This is a genomic window from Janibacter sp. HTCC2649, from assembly GCF_000152705.1.
Classification (GTDB): Bacteria; Actinomycetota; Actinomycetes; order Actinomycetales; family Dermatophilaceae; genus Knoellia.
The window spans coordinates 3,731,784-3,753,748 of the sequence record NZ_CH672413.1 but is presented as its reverse complement, the minus strand read 5'-3'; the positions used below and the strand labels follow the sequence as shown (position 1 = coordinate 3,753,748).

At 68.6% G+C, this 21,965-nt stretch carries 20 protein-coding genes; 14 read left to right on the top strand and 6 right to left on the bottom strand.

Translation table 11 applies throughout. From position 1 onward, the window contains the following. Positions 1 to 31 precede the first annotated feature (31 nt). Positions 32 to 211 (top strand): hypothetical protein, encoded by a 180-nt coding sequence (locus JNB_RS17960; protein ID WP_148232503.1) that lies wholly within the window; start codon positions 32 to 34, stop codon positions 209 to 211. A gap of 101 nt (positions 212 to 312) precedes the next feature. On the opposite strand, the gene JNB_RS17955 is transcribed toward JNB_RS17960, so the two are convergent. Then, positions 313 to 2,232: a hypothetical protein gene (locus JNB_RS17955; RefSeq protein WP_009777950.1), complete on the bottom strand. Its 1,920-nt coding sequence runs from the start codon at positions 2,230 to 2,232 to the stop codon at positions 313 to 315. Between the two features lie 252 nt (positions 2,233 to 2,484). Continuing rightward, positions 2,485 to 3,417, bottom strand: coding sequence for a PfkB family carbohydrate kinase (locus JNB_RS17950; RefSeq protein WP_040883965.1), 933 nt, complete (start codon positions 3,415 to 3,417; stop codon positions 2,485 to 2,487). Positions 3,418 to 3,530: 113 nt separating this feature from the next. Here JNB_RS17950 and JNB_RS20700 point away from each other — a divergent pair, with 113 nt between their 5' ends. Genes JNB_RS20700 through JNB_RS17930 form a run of 4 tightly spaced genes read left to right on the top strand, consistent with a single transcriptional unit; the run spans position 3,531 to position 9,841 of the window. Beyond that, a complete protein-coding gene (locus JNB_RS20700; RefSeq protein ID WP_009777948.1) occupies positions 3,531 to 5,501 on the top strand; it encodes a VWA domain-containing protein in 1,971 nt (656 codons plus the stop codon). After that, a complete protein-coding gene (locus JNB_RS17940) occupies positions 5,498 to 7,453 on the top strand; it encodes a VWA domain-containing protein (protein WP_009777947.1) in 1,956 nt (651 codons plus the stop codon). Before JNB_RS20700 ends, JNB_RS17940 begins: the two co-directional genes overlap by 4 nt. A 29-nt stretch (positions 7,454 to 7,482) precedes the next feature. Further along, complete coding sequence (locus JNB_RS17935) at positions 7,483 to 8,367, top strand: MoxR family ATPase (protein ID WP_009777946.1); 885 nt, start codon at positions 7,483 to 7,485, stop codon at positions 8,365 to 8,367. A gap of 13 nt (positions 8,368 to 8,380) precedes the next feature. Further along, entirely contained in the window at positions 8,381 to 9,841 is a 1,461-nt protein-coding gene (locus JNB_RS17930; protein ID WP_009777945.1) for a VWA domain-containing protein, read from the top strand. A 201-nt stretch (positions 9,842 to 10,042) separates the two neighbouring features. Here the strand turns inward: JNB_RS17930 and JNB_RS17925 are convergent, their stop codons facing one another. Beyond that, positions 10,043 to 10,879 (bottom strand): aldo/keto reductase, encoded by an 837-nt coding sequence (locus tag JNB_RS17925; RefSeq protein ID WP_009777944.1) that lies wholly within the window; start codon positions 10,877 to 10,879, stop codon positions 10,043 to 10,045. Next, positions 10,855 to 11,811, bottom strand: a complete 957-nt coding sequence (locus JNB_RS17920) for a DMT family transporter (RefSeq protein ID WP_237700693.1) — start codon at positions 11,809 to 11,811, stop codon at positions 10,855 to 10,857. Before JNB_RS17920 ends, JNB_RS17925 begins: the two co-directional genes overlap by 25 nt. A 40-nt stretch (positions 11,812 to 11,851) precedes the next feature. Between JNB_RS17920 and JNB_RS17915 the strand changes: the two genes are divergently transcribed. From JNB_RS17915 to JNB_RS17900, 5 genes are all read left to right on the top strand, one after another. Further along, the gene (locus tag JNB_RS17915; RefSeq protein WP_009777942.1) at positions 11,852 to 12,352 is read left to right on the top strand and encodes a MarR family winged helix-turn-helix transcriptional regulator; all 501 of its coding nucleotides are present in this window, start codon (positions 11,852 to 11,854) and stop codon (positions 12,350 to 12,352) included. Between the two features lie 50 nt (positions 12,353 to 12,402). Further along, positions 12,403 to 12,591 (top strand): hypothetical protein, encoded by a 189-nt coding sequence (locus JNB_RS22080; protein WP_009774330.1) that lies wholly within the window; start codon positions 12,403 to 12,405, stop codon positions 12,589 to 12,591. After that, on the top strand, positions 12,588 to 12,923 hold the full coding sequence (locus JNB_RS21060) for a suppressor of fused domain protein (protein WP_040885180.1): 336 nt from the start codon (positions 12,588 to 12,590) through the stop codon (positions 12,921 to 12,923). Before JNB_RS22080 ends, JNB_RS21060 begins: the two co-directional genes overlap by 4 nt. Positions 12,924 to 12,993: 70 nt before the next feature. After that, positions 12,994 to 14,766 carry a biotin carboxylase N-terminal domain-containing protein gene (locus JNB_RS17905; protein WP_009777940.1) on the top strand — a complete coding sequence of 591 codons (1,773 nt, stop codon included), beginning with the start codon at positions 12,994 to 12,996 and terminating at the stop codon, positions 14,764 to 14,766. 78 nt (positions 14,767 to 14,844) lie between these two features. Beyond that, entirely contained in the window at positions 14,845 to 15,537 is a 693-nt protein-coding gene (locus tag JNB_RS17900; RefSeq protein WP_009777939.1) for a peptidylprolyl isomerase, read from the top strand. A gap of 85 nt (positions 15,538 to 15,622) precedes the next feature. Here JNB_RS17900 and JNB_RS20690 read toward each other — a convergent pair whose 3' ends face one another. Beyond that, positions 15,623 to 16,342: an antitoxin gene (locus tag JNB_RS20690; RefSeq protein WP_009777938.1), complete on the bottom strand. Its 720-nt coding sequence runs from the start codon at positions 16,340 to 16,342 to the stop codon at positions 15,623 to 15,625. A 104-nt stretch (positions 16,343 to 16,446) separates the two neighbouring features. Next, the gene (locus tag JNB_RS17890; protein WP_237700692.1) at positions 16,447 to 17,856 is read right to left on the bottom strand and encodes an NAD(P)H-quinone dehydrogenase; all 1,410 of its coding nucleotides are present in this window, start codon (positions 17,854 to 17,856) and stop codon (positions 16,447 to 16,449) included. Positions 17,857 to 18,045: 189 nt separating this feature from the next. Between JNB_RS17890 and JNB_RS17885 the strand changes: the two genes are divergently transcribed. From JNB_RS17885 to JNB_RS17870, 4 genes are read left to right on the top strand one after another with little or no spacing between them, the layout of a single operon-like run. Next, complete coding sequence (locus tag JNB_RS17885; RefSeq protein WP_009777936.1) at positions 18,046 to 19,182, top strand: ABC transporter substrate-binding protein; 1,137 nt, start codon at positions 18,046 to 18,048, stop codon at positions 19,180 to 19,182. A gap of 4 nt (positions 19,183 to 19,186) precedes the next feature. Further along, positions 19,187 to 20,080 carry an ABC transporter permease subunit gene (locus JNB_RS17880; RefSeq protein WP_202795241.1) on the top strand — a complete coding sequence of 298 codons (894 nt, stop codon included), beginning with the start codon at positions 19,187 to 19,189 and terminating at the stop codon, positions 20,078 to 20,080. Next, positions 20,077 to 20,892, top strand: a complete 816-nt coding sequence (locus JNB_RS17875) for an ABC transporter permease (RefSeq protein ID WP_009777934.1) — start codon at positions 20,077 to 20,079, stop codon at positions 20,890 to 20,892. Before JNB_RS17880 ends, JNB_RS17875 begins: the two co-directional genes overlap by 4 nt. Further along, positions 20,889 to 21,953 carry an ABC transporter ATP-binding protein gene (locus JNB_RS17870; RefSeq protein ID WP_009777933.1) on the top strand — a complete coding sequence of 355 codons (1,065 nt, stop codon included), beginning with the start codon at positions 20,889 to 20,891 and terminating at the stop codon, positions 21,951 to 21,953. The genes JNB_RS17875 and JNB_RS17870 overlap by 4 nt, the downstream gene beginning before the upstream one ends. The last annotated feature ends 12 nt before the right edge of the window (positions 21,954 to 21,965 follow it).

Here is a 21,965-nt window from a genome sequence, read left to right as displayed (position 1 = left end):
GATGGGACGGACTCGAGACACGGAGGTGGCCATGGACAGCTCGGACGAACGATCCGCACTCGCCTGGATCATGTCGGGGACGGTCGGCGCCGTGGTTGCCGCCGGACTCGGCAAGGTCCTCATGGACCGGCGGCGCGCCCGGATCGCGGCTGACGTGGAGTCCCACACCGACTCCGACGAGCAGGCCGAGGCCGAGGGTCACCCGAGCTGACGATCGACGAGGCCGGCACACCACGTCTGGATGTGCCGGCCCCGCCTGTGTCTCGTCGCCACTCGGAGGGGTGCTGATGGCGACGAGCGTCAGTCGCAGTCCTACGGGCTGCTGATGGTTCCGCCGTTGCTGATCGTCAGCGTCGACGTCTCGTGGCACGACGCCGGGATGTCACGCTGCGCCGCGTTGGTGCTGTCGTAGCTCACCCGCCAGGAGATCGCGGGCGCCGTCGTCGACACGGTGGTGTTGGCTGTCCCGACCGTCCTCGGCGAGGCGCCGCTGACATTGGCCGTCGACGAGTAGATCGCCGTGCCACTGCAGTTGGCGCTCTCGTAGGCATCGAACGAGACCGTGCCGGCCATGGATCCGCCGGCCGTCGCGCTCACCGTGACCGAGTCGTTCGGAATGAACGACTGGGTCGACGTCAGGCTCGACGGGACCGTGTTGACGACGACGTCCTCATCGGTGTCAGCACAGGTCGCGTTGTGGGTCGTCCCGGTGTTGTTCGGGAGGTTCCCGCTGTAGACCGCGACCCAGTGATAGGTCCCGGGTGCGGTCGGGACGAACTGCGGAGCTGGGCTGTTGTACGTGTTGTTCCCACTGACCGGGACCGTGGCCGAGGTGTAGGCAACGGTCGTGCAGTTGTCGGGCCCGTACAGCTTGAAGGTGAGCGTTCCGCCAGCCGCCGCGCCCGCCGTGCCGGTCGTGTTGATCACCGGGTTGGCCGGTTGGGTCGCCAGTCCGGTGAGGGTTGCGGAGTCCGTGACCGCCTGTCCGAGGAAGGCGTCAGCCCCCGCGGTCGTGGCCAGGCCGGGGGTCACCGGGTTGACGGTGAAGCACTCGGACGAGGCGAAGTCGGACGAACCCGGTATGCCGTTGGCACTGTCGCCGGTGAACGTGGCCCGCCAGCAGTACCTGCCGGCCGATGTCACGTAGGCCGTCGGCGAGACCACGGTCACGGGGTATGCCGCGCCGGTCAGGTTCGTCGACCCGACGCTGGTGCCGCCGGTGTCGCACAGACCGGGTGCGTCAACCTTGCAGAGGGAGAACGCGACCGAGCCCGTCGGGGTGGCCGTCCCGCCCACGAGGCTGACGAGAGCCGAGTCCTTCACGGGGACGACCCCGGTGCCGATCGAGAGACCCTCAGCAGGAACGTTCGCCCCGGCTCCGGTCTTGGGCGTGGTGACGGTGCTCGACTGGCAGTTGCTGATCGGAGGCGTCGTCTTGAGGATCGTGTCCTTGTAGTCCGCCGTGTCCGAGTTGCCGGTCACGGTGCTCGGGATCGTGTTGGCGAACGACAGGCACGCTGCACTTCCGCCGAAGATCGTCGCGGTCAGGTCGACCGCGGCCTCACCCCGGAAGCCGTCAGAGCCGTAGGCGGCCTGCGACGCCGCGGCGTTGAGCAGGGTCGGAGCTCCCAGGGTCAGGTTCGGGGCGATGCCCGACCACGTCCTCAGGTAGAGGTCGAGGCTGTTGCCCTGTTGGTCCCACAGGATCATGAAGTCGCCGGCCGTGCGGTTGGCCCAGGGGTTGCAGTTCGCGATGAGGGCTGCTTCGGTGGCGGTTTCGTAGGCACAGCTCGCAGGCGCCTTGTTCTTCATGAACTCGTAGGCGATGAAGCCGCTGCCGCTGTTGGAGTCTCGCTCCCACGCGAAGTAGAGCCAGTCGTGCTGTGTCCCGGCGTCACGCGCGGTGCCGAGCCACGCGCGGCGGAGGTCCACCTGCGCGTTCGGGTTCGTCAGGCCGAGAGTCGGAACGGCATCACTGTGGATGACACCGATCTTCGTGGTGTTCGAGTTGAGTGGTCCGAGCTCCTTGACACTGCCGAAGGCGTCGGTGATCTCGGTCGTGCCGCCGTCGGGGACGGTGCCGTCGATCGAGAAGGGGCCGTCGGCGGCGAAGGCGCTGGGCACCAAGAAGCCGAGGACGAGGGCGAGCACGGAGACGGTGACGAGCAGGAACCGTCGAATGCCCGAAGGCTGTGACGGGCGCGGCGGCCCGACAGGCGAACTGGTGAACATGACTTTCCTCATTCCGCCCCACCCGGGGCGTGGGTGAATCACCGATGAGGAGGTCGGTGCCGGCTCAGATCGACCTCGAGGACGCACAGCGTCATCGCCCTCGACATGCCGGCTCAGCGCCGAGGGGTGGCTCAGCCACGGACTCACTATGGACCCGAGTTCGCCCTGTCCGCAGTCGAATTCGTGTTTGGCGGAGACATGCCAAGGCTGGCGAAATTCGACACCCGGGCGACCAAGAGGTGTGCTGCTGCGTCAGCCCTGCTCGGCCAGGAAGGCGTCGATCTCGGCTGCCGTCGGCGCCGTCGCCGGCCCACGCCGAGTCACCTTGATCGCGCCACCCGCATTGGCCCGGCGCGCGGCGTCGACCCAGCTGGCGCCGGCAGCGCGGCATGCCACGAGAACTCCCGTGTGGGTGTCGCCCGCGCCGTTGGTGTCCACCGGCTTCTGCGGATATCCGTCGAGATCCGTCGTCTCGCCGTCCGCGCGGACGGCACAGCCCTCCGGTCCGTCCCGGACGATGGCGACGGCACCCTCGGGCAGATGGTCGATGCACCGGGCGGCCGCGACGACGATGTCGGCCTCACCCGTCAATGCCTCACTTTCCTCGGCGTTGCCGGTCCAGACCGTCGTCATCGCCAACATCCGCTCGCGGACCTCATCGTCGAGCTCGGCGAAGATCGCGCCGGGGTCGAGGACGACCTCCACACCTTCCGGAAGGCCAGCGAGCCACTGCAACAACGGATCTCGCGTTGTTCCGGTCAGGCTGTAGCCGCTGACACAGACCAGGTCGCCGGCCACGGGCGCCGACGTCTGCAGCGACTCGGCGCTGATGACCCGCTCGGCCGCCTGGGTCGTGACGAACGTCCGCTCGGCCGTCGGCTCGAGCATGACCACGCAGATGCCGGTGTCGAGGTCGGGCACGACTGGACTGGAGACACCCACCCCCTCGGCCTCGAGCGCGGCCCGAACGAGGTCGCCATGAGGCCCTGTCCCGGTGGCTCCGGCGTGCACGCATTCCGCCCCTTGGCGCGCAGCGGCGAGCAGGATGTTCACCGCTCCCCCGGCATACTCCTTCGGCGGCGGAGCCATGACGTTGCCACCGCGACGCGGCAGCGACGGCACCTCGACCACGACGTCGACGAGTGCCTGTGCGGTGTGGATCACCCGGGGAGCCATGGACGGCATAGTATGCCGTCCGCTCACCCCGTTCGGGGAGCGCTCCCCTCCCCAGACGCTTGCATCTTTGCTATTGCAAACGTTACGGTTGGCCTGCCACACCGTCGAAGGGGGATACCACGATGCGGATCCTTGCCGCTCTCACCACTGCCGTCATGATCGCGCTCACCGGAGCCGCGCAGGCAGCACTGCCAGCTGCCGCCGCCACTGCGAGCGACGAGCCCGTGCCGGGCAAGCTGCTGCTCATGCTCGACGCGTCCGGGTCGATGAAGGCCAAGGACCCGTCCGGGCTGACCAAGATCGAGGCCGCCAAGAGAGCTTTGACCGGAGTTGTCGGAGCCCTGCCCGACACCGCCCAGGTCGGACTCCGCGTCTACGGAGCCAAGGTCGACGGCAAGGGCAAACCCACCCCGGCCGCCTGCGCCGACACCCAACTCGTCCACCCCATCGCCACGCTCGACAAGCCCAAGCTCACCTCCACCATCGCCGCCATCAAGGCCCTCGGTGAGACGCCCATCGCCCACTCGCTCACCGAAGCCCTCAAGGACCTCGGCACCAGCGGCAAACGCAACATCGTCCTCGTCTCCGACGGCGAGGAGTCCTGCGTCCCCGACCCCTGCCCCGCCATCACGAAACTCACCGCAGCCGGAGTCGACCTCCAGATCGACACCGTCGGCTTCGGGGTCAACACCAAGGCCCGCGCTCAACTCCAGTGCATCGCCGCCGCCGGCAAGGGCACCTACTACGACGCCAAGGACGCCAGCGCCCTCACCACGTCACTGAGCAAACTCAGCCAGCGCGCCCTCCGCGCGTTCACCGTGAGTGGCACTCCGGTCAAAGCGACCGAGGCCCCTGCGAAGGCGCCCGAGATCAAGCCCGGTCAGTACGTTGACACGTTCGTGGCGAAGGCCCCTCAGCGACACATTCTTCTGCGTCGCACGCCCGGCTCCACCGTGCGGCTCTCGCTCGTGGCACGGCCACCTCGGCAGGCGAGCGAAACGGACACGGACACGTGGGAACTGAGTGTCTCCACGCCCGAAGGAGTGGACTGCACGTCCGAACGCGCGGCCGGACTCGAGTTCTTCCGCAACGGCCAGGCCGTCACCCTCTCGGCGACGGTGAACCTCAAGAACGCCCTCACGCAGAAGATCAAGGACAAGGTCAAGGTCGCGTGCGCGTCGTCGGAGACCTTGCTCATGACGCTCAGCCACCCCGAGGGTGCGTCCGCCCCGCAGCCCGTCGAACTGGTCTTCATCGATGAACCACCCGTGGCTGCCGTGACTGGGCTGCCGGCTGCGACAGAGCCGGATGCAGTCCAGAAGTTCACCGCCCCGGCGACGGGGAGCGACCAACCCGTCCTGGGCGGTGGTGCCTTCTCTGACGCCGTAACCCTGGCCCCCGGCTCCTACACCGACACGGTGATGATGAGTGAACAGCTCTACTACCGGGTCAAGCTCGACTTCGGCCAGCGGGCAGCGTTCACCGTCGAGGGACCGGCGAAGGGTGCCACCCTCCCAGCAGGTGCGGTTGACCGCCAGTACCTCGTCGTTGGGGCATGGACGCCCTCTCGCTCCTCCTTGACGAGGGTGAGCGGCACGCCGTCGAACAGAGGGATGTTCTCGAGTAGCACCGACAAACTTGAGCTCACCGAGTTCACCCCCGAAGTGCGCTATCTCAACCGCGAGTCCTTCGGCAACGGCGACTACCACTGGCCTGACCTCGCCCAGGTGTCCATGCCCGGCTACTACTACTTCGCGATCAGCCGCAACCCTCCTGTCCGCGGCAGCGCGGACGGGAACGTGCCCCTCCCGATCAGAATCCGGGTTGCCGTGAGCGGCGAACCGAACGGGCAGCCAGCGTATGCCGGGACCTCACCTGACGCTTCCGCGTCACCGAGCACTTCACCCACGGCCGCAGGCGATGCCACGGCTGCCGAAGCCACGGACGCCAAGCCGGCCGAGGACGAGGGTTCGGGCTGGTTGCTCTGGGTCGGGCTGGGACTGGTGGCGGTGCTGGGAGCCCTGGGCGCGGCATACGTGATCCTTCGCACCCGACTTGGCCGCCGTACTGACAATGATGGAGAACTGCAATGACCCGCACGCGCATCACCGCCACCGTTGCGGCCGGGATCGCCTGTGTCGCCATGCTTTTCGGAACGGGAGGCACGGCAGCAGCGACTTCATCGGCCGATGAGCCTGTGCCAGGCAAGTTGCTGCTCATGCTCGACGCCTCCGGGTCGATGAAAGCCAAGGACCCCAGTGGGCTGACCAAGATCGAGGCCGCCAAGAAGGCCCTCACCGGTGTCGTCGGCGCACTGCCCGACACCGCCCAAGTCGGGCTGCGCGTCTACGGCGCCACCGTCGACGGCAAGGGCAAACCCACCCCCGCCGCGTGCGCAGACACCCAGCTCATCCACCCCATCGCTGCGCTCGACAAGACCAAGCTCACCACCACCATCGCCGCCATCAAGGCCTTGGGTGAAACCCCCATCGCCCACTCGCTCACCGAAGCCCTCAAGGACCTCGGCACCAGCGGCAAACGCAACATCGTCCTCGTCTCCGACGGCGAAGAATCCTGCGTGCCCGACCCCTGCCCCATCGTCAAGAAACTCACCGCAGCAGGCGTCGACCTCCAGATCGACACCGTCGGCTTCGGCGTCAACGCCAAAGCCCGCACCCAACTCCAATGCATCGCCGACGCCGGCAAAGGCACCTACTACGACGCCAAGGACGCAGGCGCCCTCGCCACCAGCCTGAACAAACTCAGCCAACGCGCCCTCCGCCCCTTCACTGTGTCCGGCACCCCGGTCAAGGGCATTGCTGACGAGAAGGGCGACGCCCCCGTGCTCACACCTGGCCAGTACCTTGACAACTTCGGTGACGAGGCCAGGCAAACCGCACGTTCCACAGGCGGCTTCGAGAGCCGGCTCTACTACCGCATCAAGCGCACGATCCCCGGGTCCACCCCGCGCGTGAGCGTCACCGCTCGGCCCCCGACCCAGTCGAAAGCAGTCAGCGCCGAAGGGTGGAGCGTCAATCTCACCACCGAAGACGGTCAGGCCTGCGGTTCCGCCAACGAGATCACCCGCAACGAGAACCTCAAGAGCCAGATCGTGTCCGTCAGTGCCGCGGCTTTCACGATCGATCCACGCAACGGTCAGACCACTGATGACACCTGCGCCAGCGCCGACACGCTTGTCCTGAACGTCGGACGGACCGGCGATGGCGGATCGGCTCCTGCGGAGATCCGCTACGTCGAGGAACCGCCGGTGACCGATGGAGCGTCTCTTCCCGCTGCTGTCACGGAGTTCGACCTCAAGGCGAAGTCACCGCGTAGCGGCAAGGAAACACGGGTGATCGGCGGCACGTCCTTCAACGACGCAGAGGCGATCACCTCTGGCACCTACAGCACGTCGATCGTTCCGGGCGAAGAAACGTTCTTCAAGATCCCGATCGAATGGGGACAGAGTGCGGTCTTCGCCGTCGATGGGCCGGACAGGGTCTGGTATGACCGCGGGCTTCAGGAGATGCTCCACGTCTACGGTCATGTGCGTTCTCCCGACCGCCAGCCAGTGGACACCTGGGACGGGCAGGACTCCATGTGGATATCGACCGGCAAGGTTCCGGCGGACCCAATGGTCAACGTCATCCCTGCCGTCGCCTATGGGAACCGCTGGGCCAAAGAGGTGAGTGGATTCTCGCTGGCGGGTAACTACTACCTGTCCGTCGGCATCACAGGAGAGCACGGGGGCGTGGGCCTGGCCGGAGTCTCGATCCCTGTCACCTTCTCCGTCGCAGTCAACGGAACCGAATCGGGCAGGCCGACGTACGCCGGCCCCTCGCCTGACGCCTCCGGCGCTGCGTCGGCGTCGCCCACGTCCACGGACGACACCAAGGCCACCGAAGCCACCGGGGCGAAGGCCACCGAGGACGAGGGGTCCGGCTGGGTGATCTGGGTCGGGCTGGGACTCGTGGCGGTGCTGGGAGCCTTGGGCGCGGCATACGTGATCATTCGCACCCGACTTCGCGGCAGCCGGACCGAGTAGCCCCACGGCCACAGTGTCAGGATGGCCGGGTGACTACACGCTTCGGCTCGATCGACGAGGTGCGCGAGCGCCTGTCCGACACCGGCTACCTCGCGTCCGACGCGATCGCCACGACGGCGTTCCTCGCCGACCAGCTCGGCAAGCCGCTGCTGGTCGAGGGTCCGGCGGGCGTCGGCAAGACCGAGCTCGCCAAGGCCGTTGCGGAGGCGACGGGGGCCAAGCTCATCCGGCTCCAGTGCTACGAGGGCGTTGATGAGTCACGTGCCCTCTACGAGTGGAACCACGCCAAGCAGCTCTTGCGCATCACCGCCGAGCGAGACGCAGCCGATGGCTGGGATGCGTTGCGGGACAACATCTTCAGCGACGAGTTCCTCCTCCCCCGCCCGTTGCTTGCAGCCATCCGCAGCGAGGAGCCAGTCGTGCTTCTCATCGACGAGCTCGACAAGGCCGACGTCGAGATCGAGGGGCTGCTCCTCGAGATCCTCGGCGACTTCCAGGTGACGGTCCCCGAGCTTGGCACGATCACCGCGACCCACAAGCCGTTCGTCGTCCTCACGTCCAACGCGACACGCGAGCTCTCCGAGGCCCTGCGTCGACGCTGCCTGTTCCTCCACATCGACTACCCGAACGCCGAGCTCGAGCAGCGCATCGTCACTCTGCGAGCGCCCGGCCTCGACGAGGCCCTCGTTGCCTCTGTCGTGCGCCTCGTCCAGCGACTGCGCGAACTCCGCCTGCGCAAGGCACCGTCCGTCTCCGAGACCGTCGACTGGGCACGCACCCTCATCGCCCTCGGTGCCACCCAGGACAGCGATCTCAGCGCCGAGCTCGTCCGCGACAACCTCGGCGTCCTCCTCAAGCACCAGGACGACATCGAGCGCGCCGCTGTCGCCCTCGACCTCCCCGCCCCCGCCTGACCGGGTCGACACCATGTCAACGGCACTCGACTCCCGCCTCGTCGGCTTCGCCCGCGCCCTGCGCGGTCACGGGGTCGTCGTCGGCACGAGCGAGATCGTCGACGCGGGCGCAGCCGCCCACGTGCTTGGCCTGGACGACCGCGTCCGTCTGCGTGAGGGCCTTGCCGCCGCCCTCCTGCGTCGCGCTGGCCAGCGACAGGTCTTCGATGACCTCTTCGACGTGTGGTTCCCGGCCGCCCTCGGCGAACGCTCCGGAGTCGACGCCGATGCACCGCCCGGCACCCTCGAGGACCGACGTTCCCGCGCCGCCGAACTCCGCGACGACCTCGCCAGAGCCCTGGCCGCTGGCGACGACCGCGCCCTGGACGAGCTCGCGGCCCGCGTCGTCGCCGAACTCGGAGCCCTGGCCAACGCCGCTACCACCGGCTCTTTCTCCGCCCAACAGGCCCTCGACACCCTCGCCCCGCAGACGGCCATCGCCGGAGCCCTGGCCCGCAGGCAGGACGCGGCCGAAGACGCCCCCGGCGGATCCGGCGACGGCAGCGGCGGCTCTGGCGGATCCGGATCCGGTGTGAGCGGCCCCGCCTCGGGCAACAACTTCGCCTCCCGCTTCACCCGCGACGAGATCCGCACCGGCGTCGCGGCCTTCCGCCGTCGCGTCGAAGCCGAGACCCGCCGCCGCAACGCAGAGGCGCGCGGCGCCGAACGGATCAGCCGGTATGCCGTCCGCCCACCTGCCGAGCAGACGCCCTTCCTCCTCGCCGGCCCGACCGAGCTCGAGGAGCTGCGGGGCGCGATCCAGCCCCTCTCGCGCAAGCTCGCCACCCGGCTCGCTGCCCGCCGGCGGCGCTCCTCTCGTGGGCGCATCGATGTCCGCCGCACCCTGCGCCGCTCCATGTCCACCGGCGGCATCCCCATCCGTCCGGCCCTTGAGCATGCGAGCCCGCACCGGCCCGACCTCGTCGTCCTGTGCGACCTGTCCTCGTCCGTGGCTGGCTTCTCACGGTTCACGATCCTGCTGGTCCAGGCCCTCGCGACCCAGTTCCGCCGCGTCCGGATCCTCGGCTTCGTCAACCGCGTCGACGACCTCACCGACGAGATCATCGGCGCTGCCCCCGGCAGCGACCTCAGCGGCGCCTTCGATGACCTCTCACGGATGACCCGGTGGCACCGCAACAGCGACTACGGCGCCGTCTTCGCCGACGTCGTGGAGAACCACCTCGACGCCATCGGCCATCGCACCGCTGTCCTCATCCTCGGCGACGCGCGCTCCAACCACACCGACCCGCAGTTCGACATGCTCCGCGAGATCGCCGGCCACGCCCGCCACGTCTCCTGGCTCAACCCCGAACCCGCCCGCATGTGGTCCAGCGGTGACTCCGTGGCCCTGCGCTACTCCGAGATCGTCAACATGCACGAGTGCCGCAACGTCGCCCAGTTGAGAGAGTTCGTCAGCCGCCTCCTCCCAGTCTGAGTGAGCGGCCCAGCTCGCCCGCGGGTCTGGGGCCGTGCCAAGACGCAAAGGTGACTGACGGGCGGAGCAGAAGTACCGGTGCGCCGCTGGCTGGGCTTGGCGGCGGGTCCCACGCTCTGCGTGGGCGCGCGGAGTGCGTTCTACGCGCGCAGCGCGGATGGGATTGCGGCGCACCGGTATTTCTGCGGAGCCGTACGAAACTCAGCCGTTGAACTCATCGGGATTGGGACCCGTGCGGAAGCCGCGGTCGAGGGCCGCGATCTCGGCCATGTCCGCCTCCGTGAGAGCAACTGAAGTGGACGCGAAGTTCTCGGCGATGCGCGACGGGGTGACCGACTTGGGGAGCACGACGAAGCCGCGGGCGAGGTGCCACGCGATGATCACCTGGGCTGGGGTGGCACCGAGGCGCTCGGCGATGGCGCCGATCACGGCGTCGTCGAGGACCTCCTTGCCGGACGCGAGCGGGCTCCAGGCCTCGGTCACGATGCCGTGCTCGGCGTTGAACTCGGCGACCTCACGCTGCTGGAGGTAGGGGTGGAGCTCGATCTGGTTGATCGAGGGCCATTCGCCGGTCTCGTCGAACAGCCGCTGCAGGTGGTCGACCTGGAAGTTGCAGACGCCGATGGCGCGCACGCGCCCGCTGTCGCGCAGGGCCTGCAGCGCCTTCCACGCGTCGACATAGTTGTCCTGCTCGGGGAACGGCCAGTGCAGGAGCAGCAGGTCGAGGGTCTCGAGCCCGAGGCGATCCATCGAGCCGGTGAACGACTCCACGGTCTCCTGCGCGCCGAACTCGCTCGGCCACACCTTGGTCGTGACGAAGATGTCGTCGCGGGGGACCTCGGTCGCGGCCAGGGCCCGGCCGACCCCGGCCTCGTTGCCGTAGAGCTTGGCGGTGTCGATGTGGCGGTAGCCGGTCTCGAGGGCCGACAGGACGGCAGCGTCGACCTCTGCGTCGGGGACCTGCCACACGCCGAAACCGAGCTGCGGGATGTTGACCTCGGTTGATCCGGACTTCAGGACGATGTCGTTGATGGGCATACATCCACCGTATGCCGGGTGCTCGGCGTGCGTTGACGGGTGCCCTTGCGCAGGGCTGACCGGAGCTGTGGCTGGGCGAGGAGGACGCTGCCGAGGACGAGTCCCATACCGAGGAGGTGGACGGGCCCGAACGGCTCTCCGAGGAGCACCACACCGAGGAGGGTGCCTGCGACCGGGTTGAGCAGGCCGATGACGGCGACGGCGCCCGCGCTCATCGAAGCAAGTCCCCGGAACCAGGCGACGTAGGCGACCCCGGAGCCGACGAGCCCGAGGTAGGCCAGGGCCAGCCAGCCGGACAACGGGAGCTGCGGGGGCCGGCCCTCGACGAGCAGCGCGACCGGAGTGAGCAGTAGTCCGCCGGCGACGAGCTGCCAGGACGTGACCACGATGACGTTCTCGTCGGCGCTCCACCGTTTGGTGAGGACGAAGCCCGCGCTGGCGGAGGTCACCGCACCCAGCGAGGCGAGGACTCCGATGAGGTCGACGCTCCCCTGGCTCCTGTTCTGCAGGACGAGGAGCAGGACTCCGGCGGCACCGACCACTGAGGCCAGAAGCGTTGCCCTCGCGGCTCGCTCACGCAGGAAGAGCCATGCGAGGACCATCGTCACCATCGGGCTCAGGGCGGTGAGGGTCGCCCCGAGACCGCTGGGCAGCCTCACCGCAGCGACATAGAGGAGACCGAAGAAGAGGCCCATCGTCAGGCTGCCGAGGACGAGCGAGCGCCACCACCACGACCCGCGAGGCAGGCGTCGGTGCCACGCCAGCATGAGGAGCCCGACGGGCAGGACGCGCATGGCGCCGGCGAAGAGCGGACGGTCGGCCGGGAGGAAGAGGTGCGTCACGGCATACGTGGAACCCCAGACGATCGGAGCGATCGCGGTGACGGCGACGAGAGCCAACCCACCCAGTTTCTTGCCCGACATAGTTTCCATGGAAGGGATAATACTTTCCGCGGAAGGTATATTCCAGTCCATGCCCGAGAAGCAGCCCGACCGCGCCGACCAGATCGTCGACCAGTGGCGTGCCGAACGCCCCGACATCGACCCAACCCCGTTCCTCGTCATCGGGCGGATGCACCGCGTCGCCAACGCCCTCACGACCGAACTCGTCACCGTCTACGCGAAGTTCGGACTCGGCGAGGGCGAGTTCGACGTGCTCGCCACGCTGCGACGCCAGGGCGGCGAGTTCGCCCTCACACCGTCCGACCTCTCGGAGCACACGGTCGTCACCACCGGCGCCGTGACCAAGCGGGTCGACCGTCTCGTGGCACAGGGCTACGTGGAGCGCCGACCGAGCGGCACCGACGGTCGCTCCCGCCTCGTGGCGCTCACCCCCGCGGGCAAGAAGCTCATCGACAAGGCGTTCACCGCCCACATGGCCAACGAAGCGCGCCTCCTCGAGGCCCTCTCCCCCACCGAGCGCGCCGGCCTCGAGCGTGGCCTGCGCGCCCTCGCCCAGTCCCTCGGCGTCTGAGCGCAGCGAGCGCCCACACCGTCCGGGCCGACTGCCATGATCGGAGGGTGATGACCAAGGACGAGTACCTCGCTCACGCCGACCGGCAGGATGACTGGGCCCCCGGATGGCTCGCGATCGACGCGGCGTTCGACTCCCTCTATCCAGGAGTCACGCCCCCTCACCTCGGAACCGATCTTCACGCGCGGGCGACCCTGGGCACGGTCCGGATGAGTGCAGGTGGGCGGTCAACTCCCTGAGCAACGTCGGTCGCTACACCTACACGTCCACACGATTCTTCGAGCCCTACCAGTTCGTCAGTGGCAAGGGGCAACCACTGCGCACGGGCAGTGACACCCTCCTGACGAGCTACGTGATCGTTCCGGACACCGAGGTGCCGGGGATCGACACGGTGCACGGCCGCGTCGACTTCCTGCAACTGGTCGGGATCACCCAGCCGGAGCTGGACTGGATCGCCGGCGAGTCCGCAGACGGGGCTGCGGATCGGGCACGCGAACTGGTGGCCCGGATGGCCGCAAACGGCGATGTCCGCCTCACCACCGACCTCGACCGTACGGAGAGCTTCGTCTAGGCCCGAGGTGTGACCGACCACGCTCGACCACGGCCCACACAGCCTCAACGGACCTACTACAGTCCGGGTCATGGCCATTAGCAAAGTCCTCATCGCCAATCGCGGCGAGATCGCCGTCCGCATCGCTCGCGCCTGCAAGGACGCCGGCATCGGCTCCGTCGCGGTCTACGCAGAGCCCGACCGTGACTCCCTGCACGTCAAGGTCGCCGACGAGGCCTTCGCGCTGGGCGGCACGACCCCGGCGGACTCCTACCTCCTGCAGGACAGGCTGATCGAGGTCGCCAAGGAGGCGGGAGCCGACGCCGTGCACCCCGGCTACGGCTTCCTCGCCGAGAACGCCGAGTTCGCCCAGAAGGTCATCGACGCAGGCCTCGTCTGGATCGGCCCCGGCCCCGCCGCGATCGACTCCCTCGGCGACAAGGCCAAGGCCAAGCACATCGCTGTCAAGGCGAACGCACCGCTGGCCCCCGGCACCAAGGACCCGGTCAAGGACGCTGACGAGGTCGTCGCCCTGGCCAAGGAGTTCGGGCTGCCCATCGCCATCAAGGCGGTCTACGGCGGTGGCGGTCGCGGCCTCAAGGTCGCCCACACCCTCGAGGAGATCCCCGAGCTGTTCGAGTCCGCCGTCCGCGAGGCCGTCACCGCCTTCGGCCGGGGCGAGTGCCTCGTCGAGAAGTTCCTCGACAAGCCGCGCCACGTCGAGACCCAGTGCCTCGCCGACCAGCACGGCAACGTCGTCGTCGTCTCGACCCGCGACTGCTCCCTCCAGCGCCGCAACCAGAAGCTCGTCGAGGAGGCGCCCGCGCCCTTCCTCACCGATCAGCAGAACGCCGAGCTCGTGCGTGCCTCCAAGGCCATCCTGCGCGAGGCCGGCTACGTCGGCGCCGGCACCTGTGAGTACCTCGTCGCCCACGACGGCACGATCAGCTTCCTCGAGGTCAACACCCGCCTCCAGGTCGAGCACCCCGTGACCGAAGAGGTCACCGGCATCGACCTCGTGCGTGAGCAGTTCCGCATTGCCGACGGCGAAGAGCTCGGCTACGACGACCCCGCACCGATCGCGCACTCCTTCGAGTTCCGCATCAACGGCGAGGACGCCGGCCGCAACTTCATGCCCGCGCCGGGCACCGTCTCGCGCATGGTCGTCCCGCAGGGACCCGGCGTGCGCTGGGACGCCGGCATCGTCGAGGGCGACACCGTCGCCGGCGCGTTCGACTCGATGATCGCCAAGCTCATCGTCACCGGCCGCACCCGCAAGGAAGCGCTCGCGCGCTCGCGTCGCGCCCTCGCCGAGCTCGAGGTCGACGGCATGCCGACCGTCCTTCCGTTCCACCGCGCGATCGTCTCCGACCCCGCGTTCGCCCCCGAGGGCGATGCGCCGTTCACGATCCACACCCGCTGGATCGAGACCGAGTTCGACAACCAGATCCCGGCATACTCCGGCGAAGCCGCCGAAGGCGCCGAGGACCAGGGCGAGCGTCAGCGCGTCACCGTCGAGGTCGGCGGTCGTCGCCTCGAGGTCGTCCTCCCCGCCGGGCTCGCGCTCGGTGGTGGCGGCGGCGGCGCTGCCAAGAAGAAGGCGCCCAAGCGCTCCGGCGGCAGCAAGGCCGGCGCCGCCGCATCCGGTGACTCCCTCACCGCGCCCATGCAGGGCACCATCGTCAAGGTCGGCGTCGAGGAAGGCGCCACCGTCGCAGCCGGTGACCTCATCGTCGTGCTCGAGGCCATGAAGATGGAGCAGCCGATCACCGCCCACAAGGCCGGCACCATCACCGGGCTCAGCGCCGAGGTCGGAGCGACCGTGACCAACGGCGCCGTCCTCTGCGAGATCAAGGACGCCTGACCCAGACCCGCTCGTCGTTGACGCGGCGTCGACCCTGCTCACCGAGCGGGATCGGCGTCGCGTCGCTACGTTCGAGGGATGAGCCCTCTCTCCAGCACCGTCCGACGCACTCTCGCCACGACCACGGTGATCGGCACCCTCGTGGCCGCCGCAGCGGTCACGGGCGGCACGGCATACGCGGCTTCTGAGCAGGCCAAGCCGCCCGCGACCTGCGAGTTCCGACCGACGCCCGACCGGCCGGCTGCGCGTCCGGTCGACCTGCCCAAGGAGAAGCAGAAGTCCCACGGCACCGTCGACGTCGAGATCGCGACGAACTACGGACCCATGGTCTTCCGCCTCGACCGAGACCTCGCACCCTGCGCCGTCGGCAGCCTTGCGCACCTCGCCAAGGCCGACTTCTACGACGCGAGCCAGTGCTTCCGCCTGACGAACTCGGCGCGGCTCGGCGTCCTCCAGTGCGGTGACATCTACCGGCAGGAGGAGGGCGGCCCGGGCTACGAGTTCGATGACGAGGTGACGCCATCGCTCACCTATCCGCGCGGCACCATCGCCATGGGCAACCAGGGGCCGGGGACCAACGGGAGCGAGTTCTTCGTCGTCCACAGCTTCGCGAACATCTCACCGGACTACACCGTGATGGGCCACCTGCTCAGCGGGTTCGAGGCCCTGGACGCCATCGTCGAGGCCGGCATCGCGGACACCGACCTCGACGGTCCGCCCGCGCAGCCCGTGTGGATCACGGACGTGAGCGTGGTCGGCCAGCACGGCTGAGTTCGCCTGTCGCACAGGACAAACGAACGTCCCGTATGCCGGTCAGTCGGCGTACGGGACGTTCGTGCGTTGCGCTGTGGTTGGGTCAGCGCGTGGTTTCGTCCTGACCGAGGTCGATGGTCTCGCCGCCGTCGGCGGGCTGGGAGCCGCCGGGCGTCGTCGCGGAACCCGGGTCGCCCTGCTGGGTCGACCCGCCCTCGGGGAGCCCACCGGACTCGCCCTCGCTCGCTGAGCCCTGGGTCGGCGGCTCAGCGTCCGGGGCCGGAAACGCCGGCTCAGACGGGGCCTCGGTGCCCTCACCCGGGATCGTCGACGGAGCGGTCGTGTCAGGGGCGTCGATCGGTGCGGTCGGGTCCTGCTGCGGCTGGGGGTCGCCGGTGCCCGGGCTCGGGTTCGGTACGGGAACCTCCTCGGGCTGCTCCGGAGCTGACGGGGCGCTCGGCTCGGTGGGGGCGGTGGGCGGCGTCGGCTCGGTGGGGGTGGTCGGCGGCGTCGGCTCAGCGGGGGTGGCGGGCGTGGCACCCGGGTCGGCGGGCGGCGTGCTCGGGTCGCCCGGGGTCGGAGTACTCGGCGTGGTGGGCTCAGCGGGAACCGTGCCACCCTCGTTGCTCGGGATGCCCAGCTGCTTCTCGATGAAGTCGCCGCCCTTGTCGATGAGGCCCGAAAATTTCCCGCCCGTCTGCTTGTCGAGCAGATCCTCGACCTTGTCGATGGCACCGCGCGCGGTGTCAGGGTTGTCCTTGGCGAGGTCCTTGGCCTTGTTGAAGGCCTCGTCGCTGCTGATCGGCTGCTTCTGGTCACTCATCGTGAATCTCTCCCACAGTGTCGGGTTCGGATGATTTCCAAACTAGCCACGAGTGGGTCCGAAGTGGGGTTTGGCCACTGACGGTCCGTACCTCGGTGCGAGGGTCAGATGCCGGTGGCGTGGAGCCGCCTTGCCGCCTCGGCGATGGAGCCAGAGAGCGACGGGTAGACGGTGAAGGTGCTCGCGAGCTGGTCGACGTTGAGTCGGTGGTGCACCGCCAAGGTCACCGGGAAAATCAGCTCGGACGCGCGCGGCGCCACGACCACGCCACCGATGACTGCGCCAGAACCCTTCTGCGCGAACAGTTTCACGAAGCCATCGTTGATGCCCGACATCTTGGCGCGGGGGTTGCGCGAGAGCGGGAGCATGACGACGTCGGCATCGGCGGTGCCGTCGTCAATGGCCTTCTGGGAGATGCCGACGGTGGCGATCTCGGGGTCTGTGAAGATGTTGGCCGAGACGACTCCGAGGTTGAGCGGGGCCACGGCGTCACCGAGCGCGTGCGACATCGCGATCCGGCCCTGCATGGCCGCCACGGACGCAAGGGGAAGGACCCCGGTGCAGTCACCGGCGGCATACACGCCTCTGACGGACGTGCGGGAGACTCGGTCGACCGCGATGTGGCCGGACTCGGTGAGCTCGACTCCCACGTCCTCGAGTCCCATACTCGCGGTCTGCGGGATGGAGCCGACGGCGAGGAGGGCGTGCGAACCCTCGACCTCGCGACCGTCCACGAGCTTGACGACGACGCCGTCGCCACGGCGTTCGACCGCGGCCATGCGGGACTGTCCGAGCACTTCCATGCCACGACGCTTGAAGACGTCCTCGATGACCGTGGCAGCGTCCGGGTCCTCGCCCGGGAGCACCCGCTCGCGCGATGACACGAGCACCACGTCACTGCCGAGGCCGAGGTAGGCCTGGGCCAGTTCGGCGCCGGTCACACCGGAACCCACGACGATGAGTCGCTCGGGCAGGGCATCGAGCTCATAGATCTGCTGCCAGGTGAGGATGCGCTCGCCGTCCGGCTCGGCCGTCCCCATGGTGCGCGGCGTTGCGCCGGTCGCGATGAGGACGACGTCAGCATCAACCAACTCGGTCGAGCCGTCCTCGAGAGTTGCCTCGACGCGGGTCGCGGAAAGGAGCCGACCAGTCCCGGGCAGGACTCGCACGCCGACCTCGGCCACGCGCTCGCCGATGTCGCGGCTCTGGGCGGCAGCCAGGTCCTTGACGCGCGCGTTGACCTCGCCCAGCTCGGCCTTGGCGTCGCTGACCTCGTCGCCCTCACCGTCCTCGAGGTGGACACCGAGGTGGGCCGCAGTCTCGAACTCGGACATGTAGTCGGCCGTCGAGATGAGGGTCTTGGACGGCACGCAGTCGGTGAGAACCGCTGCTCCGCCCAGCCCGTCACGATCAACGATCGTCACGTCTCCCCCGAGCTGCGCTGCCACGAGGGCCGCCTCATATCCGCCGGGACCCCCACCCACAATGACCACTCGACCCGTTCGCGCATTCACGACAACCATCCTTGCATCCCGCTGACCGCGCGCCGACTCGCACCAAGCGTTCACGCGGGCCTTGCCACCCGGACACGAGTTCGGCCCCGGGCGGCCCCGAATGGGTCTAGCGTCCGGATAGGGCGTCCCCGCGCCCCGATGGCTGCTGCCAAGGTCGGAGCGCCATCCTGCACTCGCACAAGGACTGAGATGACTCGAGCACTGACACGCGGCGCCTTCATCGCGCTCGCCGGCCTCACCGCAGCCACCGTTGCCGCCTGCTCGCCGCCCGCCAAGGACACCCCGGCCGCCACCGGGACCAGCGGCACGGTCAACGCAGCCACCGCCACGTCCGCCAAGGACCTGGGCGGGATGGACGCTCTCGTCGCCGCCGCAGAGAAGGAAGGCGCGCTCAACGTCATCGCGCTGCCGCCGGACTGGGCCAACTACGGCGAGATCATCAAGGGCTTCCAGGCGAAGTACCCCAAGATCAAGGTCACGAGCGACCAGCCCGACGCGAGCAGCGCCGACGAGATCTCGACCGCCACCCGCCTCAAGGGGCAGGCCACCGCCCCCGACGTCTTCGACCTCGGCCCCGCCGTCGCGCTCGCCAACACGGCGACATTCGCGGCATACAAGGTTGAAGCCTTTGACAAGATCCCGGCCGACCTCAAGGACGGCAATGGCCTGTGGGTCAACGACTACGGCGGCCTCATGACGGTCGGCTACGACTCGGCCAAGGTGCCGGCCCCGACCTCGCTCGCCGACCTGCTCAAGCCGGAGTACAAGGGCAAGGTCGCCCTCAACGGTGACCCGACCAAGGCCGGTGCAGCCTTCGCGGGCGTGCAGATGGTCTCCCTCGCCGAGGGCGGCACCGCTGCCGACCCGGCCAAGGGCATCGCCTGGTTCTCGTCCCTCAAGAAGGCCGGCAACTTCCTGCCCGTCGACCCGACCCCCGCGACCATCGAGTCCGGTCAGACGCCCGTCGTCTTCGACTGGTCCTACAACCAGGTCGGCGTCACGGCGAAGGTCCCGACGTGGAAGCTCTGGGCCCCCGACAACGCAGCCCTCATGACCTACTACGTGCAGGCCATCAGCAAGGACGCACCGCACCCGGCGGCAGCTCGTCTGTGGCAGGAGTACCTCTACAGCGCCGACGGTCAGAACGGTTGGCTCAAGGGTGGCGCCAAGCCCGTCCTCTTCGACGAGCTGACGACCGCGGGCACCATCGACAAGACCGCGGCCGACGCCCTGCCCAAGACCGGCACCGTCACGATCCCGTCGTCCGAGGACACCGACAAGGCGAAGGCCGCACTGGCCACCGCCTGGGCGAACGCCGTCGGCTGACACCTTGTCCGACCCTGCAACACCAGCACGCCGCAGGGCGCTCGGTGGACTTCGTCCGTCGGGCGCCCTGATGGGCGTCGTCCCCTTCTTCGCCTACACCGCCGTCTTCCTGCTCGTGCCGACGCTCGTCGTCGTCATCGGGGCCTTCCTCGACCCGGACAACAGACCGACCTTGGGCAACATCACGGCCCTGGGGCAGCCGGCCTTCGTCAAGGCGCTCACCCAGTCACTCATCCTGTCCGGCGTCACGGCCGTCGTGGGTGCCGTCATCGGTGCCGTGCTTGCGTATGCCGTGAGCACCGGTGCGAGCGACGGTCTCCTCAAGCGGTTCGTCACCTCGTTGTGTGGTGTCCTCGCGCAGTTCGGTGGCGTTGCGCTCGCCTTTGCGTTCATCGCCAGCTTCGGCTTCGGCGGGCTGCTCACCACGTGGGCCGGCGCGTTCGGGCTCGACCTCGGCTCGGGCATCTGGCTCTACGAGTGGGACAAGGGGCTCATGCTCGTCTACCTCTACTTCCAGATCCCGCTCATGCTCATCGTCTTCCTGCCTGCCGTCGAAGGGTTGCGTCCGCAGTGGCGTGAGGCGAGCGAGACGTTGGGTGGAACGACCTGGACCTATTGGCGGCGGGTGGCCGGACCGGTGCTGTGGCCGCCCTTCGTCGGCGCAACCCTGCTGTTGTTCACCAACGCGTTCAGCGCGTATGCGACGGCTGCAGCCCTGGTCTCCCAAGGATCACCTCTCGTGCCACTGGCGATCGGCGGGACCCTCAGCTCCGAGGTGATCCTGGGTCAGGAAAACGTTGGCAAGTCGATGGCTCTCGCCATGGTCGTCGTCGTGGCCATCGTCATGACGATCTACACGCGCCTCGACAAGCGTGCGAGCGTCTGGATGCAGCGATGAGTGGCCAGCGGGCAGCGTTGCGTCGCAAGCAGACCGTGTTTCGGTGGGTTGTCGTCGGCATCGTCCTGACCTTCTTCGCGCTCCCGATGCTGGCGGCGTTCGAGTTCACGACCCGGGCGCGTGGCACCGGCGGTGGCCGCAGTGCAGAGACGTGGGCCGCCATCGTCGATGTGCGCAAGCTCAACGCCGACTACCCCGTGCTGGTCTCCGGCATCCTCGCGTCGATCGCGTTGGCCGTCGTGACGGTCGCGATCATGCTCGTGCTTCTGGTGCCGACGATGACGTGGGTTCGGTTGCGACTCCCGGGCCTGTCGCGGGTCGTCGAGTTCATCTGCCTGCTCCCGCTCACGGTGCCGGCGATCGTGCTCGTCGTCGGGCTCACCCCGGTCTATGCCTGGGTGGTCTACCTCCTCGGCGGGGCGGCTGTGTGGCTCGCCTTCGCCTACGTCATTCTCGTTCTCCCGTATGCCTATCGGGCACTCGATGCCGGGCTCAGGGCGATCGACGTCAGGACCCTGGCCGAAGCCGCTCGCTCCCTCGGCGCGAGCTGGTTCACGGTCATGTGGCGGATCATCCTGCCCAACCTGCGCACCGCCGTCCTCTCGGCGAGCTTCCTCTCGGTCGCGCTCGTCCTCGGTGAGTTCACCCTCGCCAACCTGTTCGCCTACAAGAACCTGCAGGTCGCGATGTACGAGCTGGGCAAGTCCGACGCGCGCATCAGCGTGGCCGTGGGGCTGGCTTCGCTCGCCTTCGCATTCGTCGTCCTCTTCGCGATGTCCTTCGTGGGCTCGCGCAAGGAAGGGAAGTCATGACCACCAGCGCCACCACCTCGGCGACCGGAGTCGCCGTCGAGCTCTCCGAGATCACCCGCGAGTATGCCGGGAGCGTCCGTGCGCTCGACGGCTTCACCTTGCGCATGGAGCCGGGCGAGTTCATCGCCCTGCTCGGCCCGTCGGGCTGCGGCAAGACGACCGCCCTGCGGTGTCTGGCCGGTCTCGAGGACCCCGACTCCGGCCGGATCGTCGTCGGCGGTCGGGACCTCACCGACGTCTCGACCAACAAACGCGACATGGGGATGGTCTTCCAGGCGTACAGCCTCTTCCCGCACATGACGGCGCGACAGAACGTCGAGTTCGGGCTCGAGCTCCGCAAGCAGGACAAAGGCACTCGGGCCCGGCGCGCCGCCGACATGCTCGACCTCGTCGGGCTCTCCGCGCAGGCGGACCGCTTCGCCCACCAGATGTCCGGCGGTCAGCAGCAGCGCGTGGCGCTGGCCCGGGCACTGGCCATCGAGCCGCAGGTGCTTCTCCTCGACGAGCCCCTGTCCGCGCTCGACGCCAAGGTCCGCGTGCAGCTCCGCGACGAGATCAGGCGGATCCAGCTCGAGGTCGGCACCACCACCTTGTTCGTCACCCACGACCAGGAGGAGGCGCTGGCCGTCGCCGACCGTGTGGGCGTCATGAACGCCGGTCGGTTGGAGCAGCTCGCCGCCCCGGATACCCTCTACTCGGCGCCGGTGTCCGAGTTCGTCGCCGACTTCGTGGGGGTGACCAACCGCATCGCCACGACCGTGGACGCCGGGGTTGCCCACGTCTGGGGAGGTCGCGTTCCCCTGCTCGACGGATCAACCGAGAAGGGGCCGGCCATCCTTCTCGTGCGTCCGGAGGGAGTCCTCATCGACGCCGCCGAGGGCGCGAACGCCACGGTCGTCTCATCGAGCTTCCTCGGCAGCCACGGCAACGTCGTGACCACCACCGACGAGGGAGATCGAGTCGTGGCCCGGGTCTCCAACACCGAGGTGACGAGCTTCGCGCCCGGAGACCGCGTGCGACTCCGACCACGTGGCGACCGGGCTCTCGCAGTCGGCGCCTGAGATCTGACCCGT

Excerpts from the sequence above, each read along its gene's own strand:
- JNB_RS17930 (WP_009777945.1), top strand. The coding sequence starts at position 8,381 with ATGTCAACGGCACTCGACTCCCGCCTCGTCGGCTTCGCCCGCGCCCTG.
- JNB_RS17915 (WP_009777942.1), top strand. The coding sequence starts at position 11,852 with ATGCCCGAGAAGCAGCCCGACCGCGCCGACCAGATCGTCGACCAGTGG.
- JNB_RS17875 (WP_009777934.1), top strand. The coding sequence starts at position 20,077 with ATGAGTGGCCAGCGGGCAGCGTTGCGTCGCAAGCAGACCGTGTTTCGG.
- JNB_RS17950 (WP_040883965.1), bottom strand. The coding sequence starts at position 3,417 with ATGCCGTCCATGGCTCCCCGGGTGATCCACACCGCACAGGCACTCGTC.
- JNB_RS17960 (WP_148232503.1), top strand. The coding sequence starts at position 32 with ATGGACAGCTCGGACGAACGATCCGCACTCGCCTGGATCATGTCGGGG.
- JNB_RS17920 (WP_237700693.1), bottom strand. The coding sequence starts at position 11,811 with ATGGAAACTATGTCGGGCAAGAAACTGGGTGGGTTGGCTCTCGTCGCC.
- JNB_RS17900 (WP_009777939.1), top strand. The coding sequence starts at position 14,845 with ATGAGCCCTCTCTCCAGCACCGTCCGACGCACTCTCGCCACGACCACG.
- JNB_RS17940 (WP_009777947.1), top strand. The coding sequence starts at position 5,498 with ATGACCCGCACGCGCATCACCGCCACCGTTGCGGCCGGGATCGCCTGT.
- JNB_RS20690 (WP_009777938.1), bottom strand. The coding sequence starts at position 16,342 with ATGAGTGACCAGAAGCAGCCGATCAGCAGCGACGAGGCCTTCAACAAG.
- JNB_RS17905 (WP_009777940.1), top strand. The coding sequence starts at position 12,994 with ATGGCCATTAGCAAAGTCCTCATCGCCAATCGCGGCGAGATCGCCGTC.
- JNB_RS17885 (WP_009777936.1), top strand. The coding sequence starts at position 18,046 with ATGACTCGAGCACTGACACGCGGCGCCTTCATCGCGCTCGCCGGCCTC.
- JNB_RS20700 (WP_009777948.1), top strand. The coding sequence starts at position 3,531 with ATGCGGATCCTTGCCGCTCTCACCACTGCCGTCATGATCGCGCTCACC.
- JNB_RS17925 (WP_009777944.1), bottom strand. The coding sequence starts at position 10,879 with ATGCCCATCAACGACATCGTCCTGAAGTCCGGATCAACCGAGGTCAAC.
- JNB_RS17870 (WP_009777933.1), top strand. The coding sequence starts at position 20,889 with ATGACCACCAGCGCCACCACCTCGGCGACCGGAGTCGCCGTCGAGCTC.
- JNB_RS22080 (WP_009774330.1), top strand. The coding sequence starts at position 12,403 with ATGACCAAGGACGAGTACCTCGCTCACGCCGACCGGCAGGATGACTGG.
- JNB_RS17955 (WP_009777950.1), bottom strand. The coding sequence starts at position 2,232 with ATGTTCACCAGTTCGCCTGTCGGGCCGCCGCGCCCGTCACAGCCTTCG.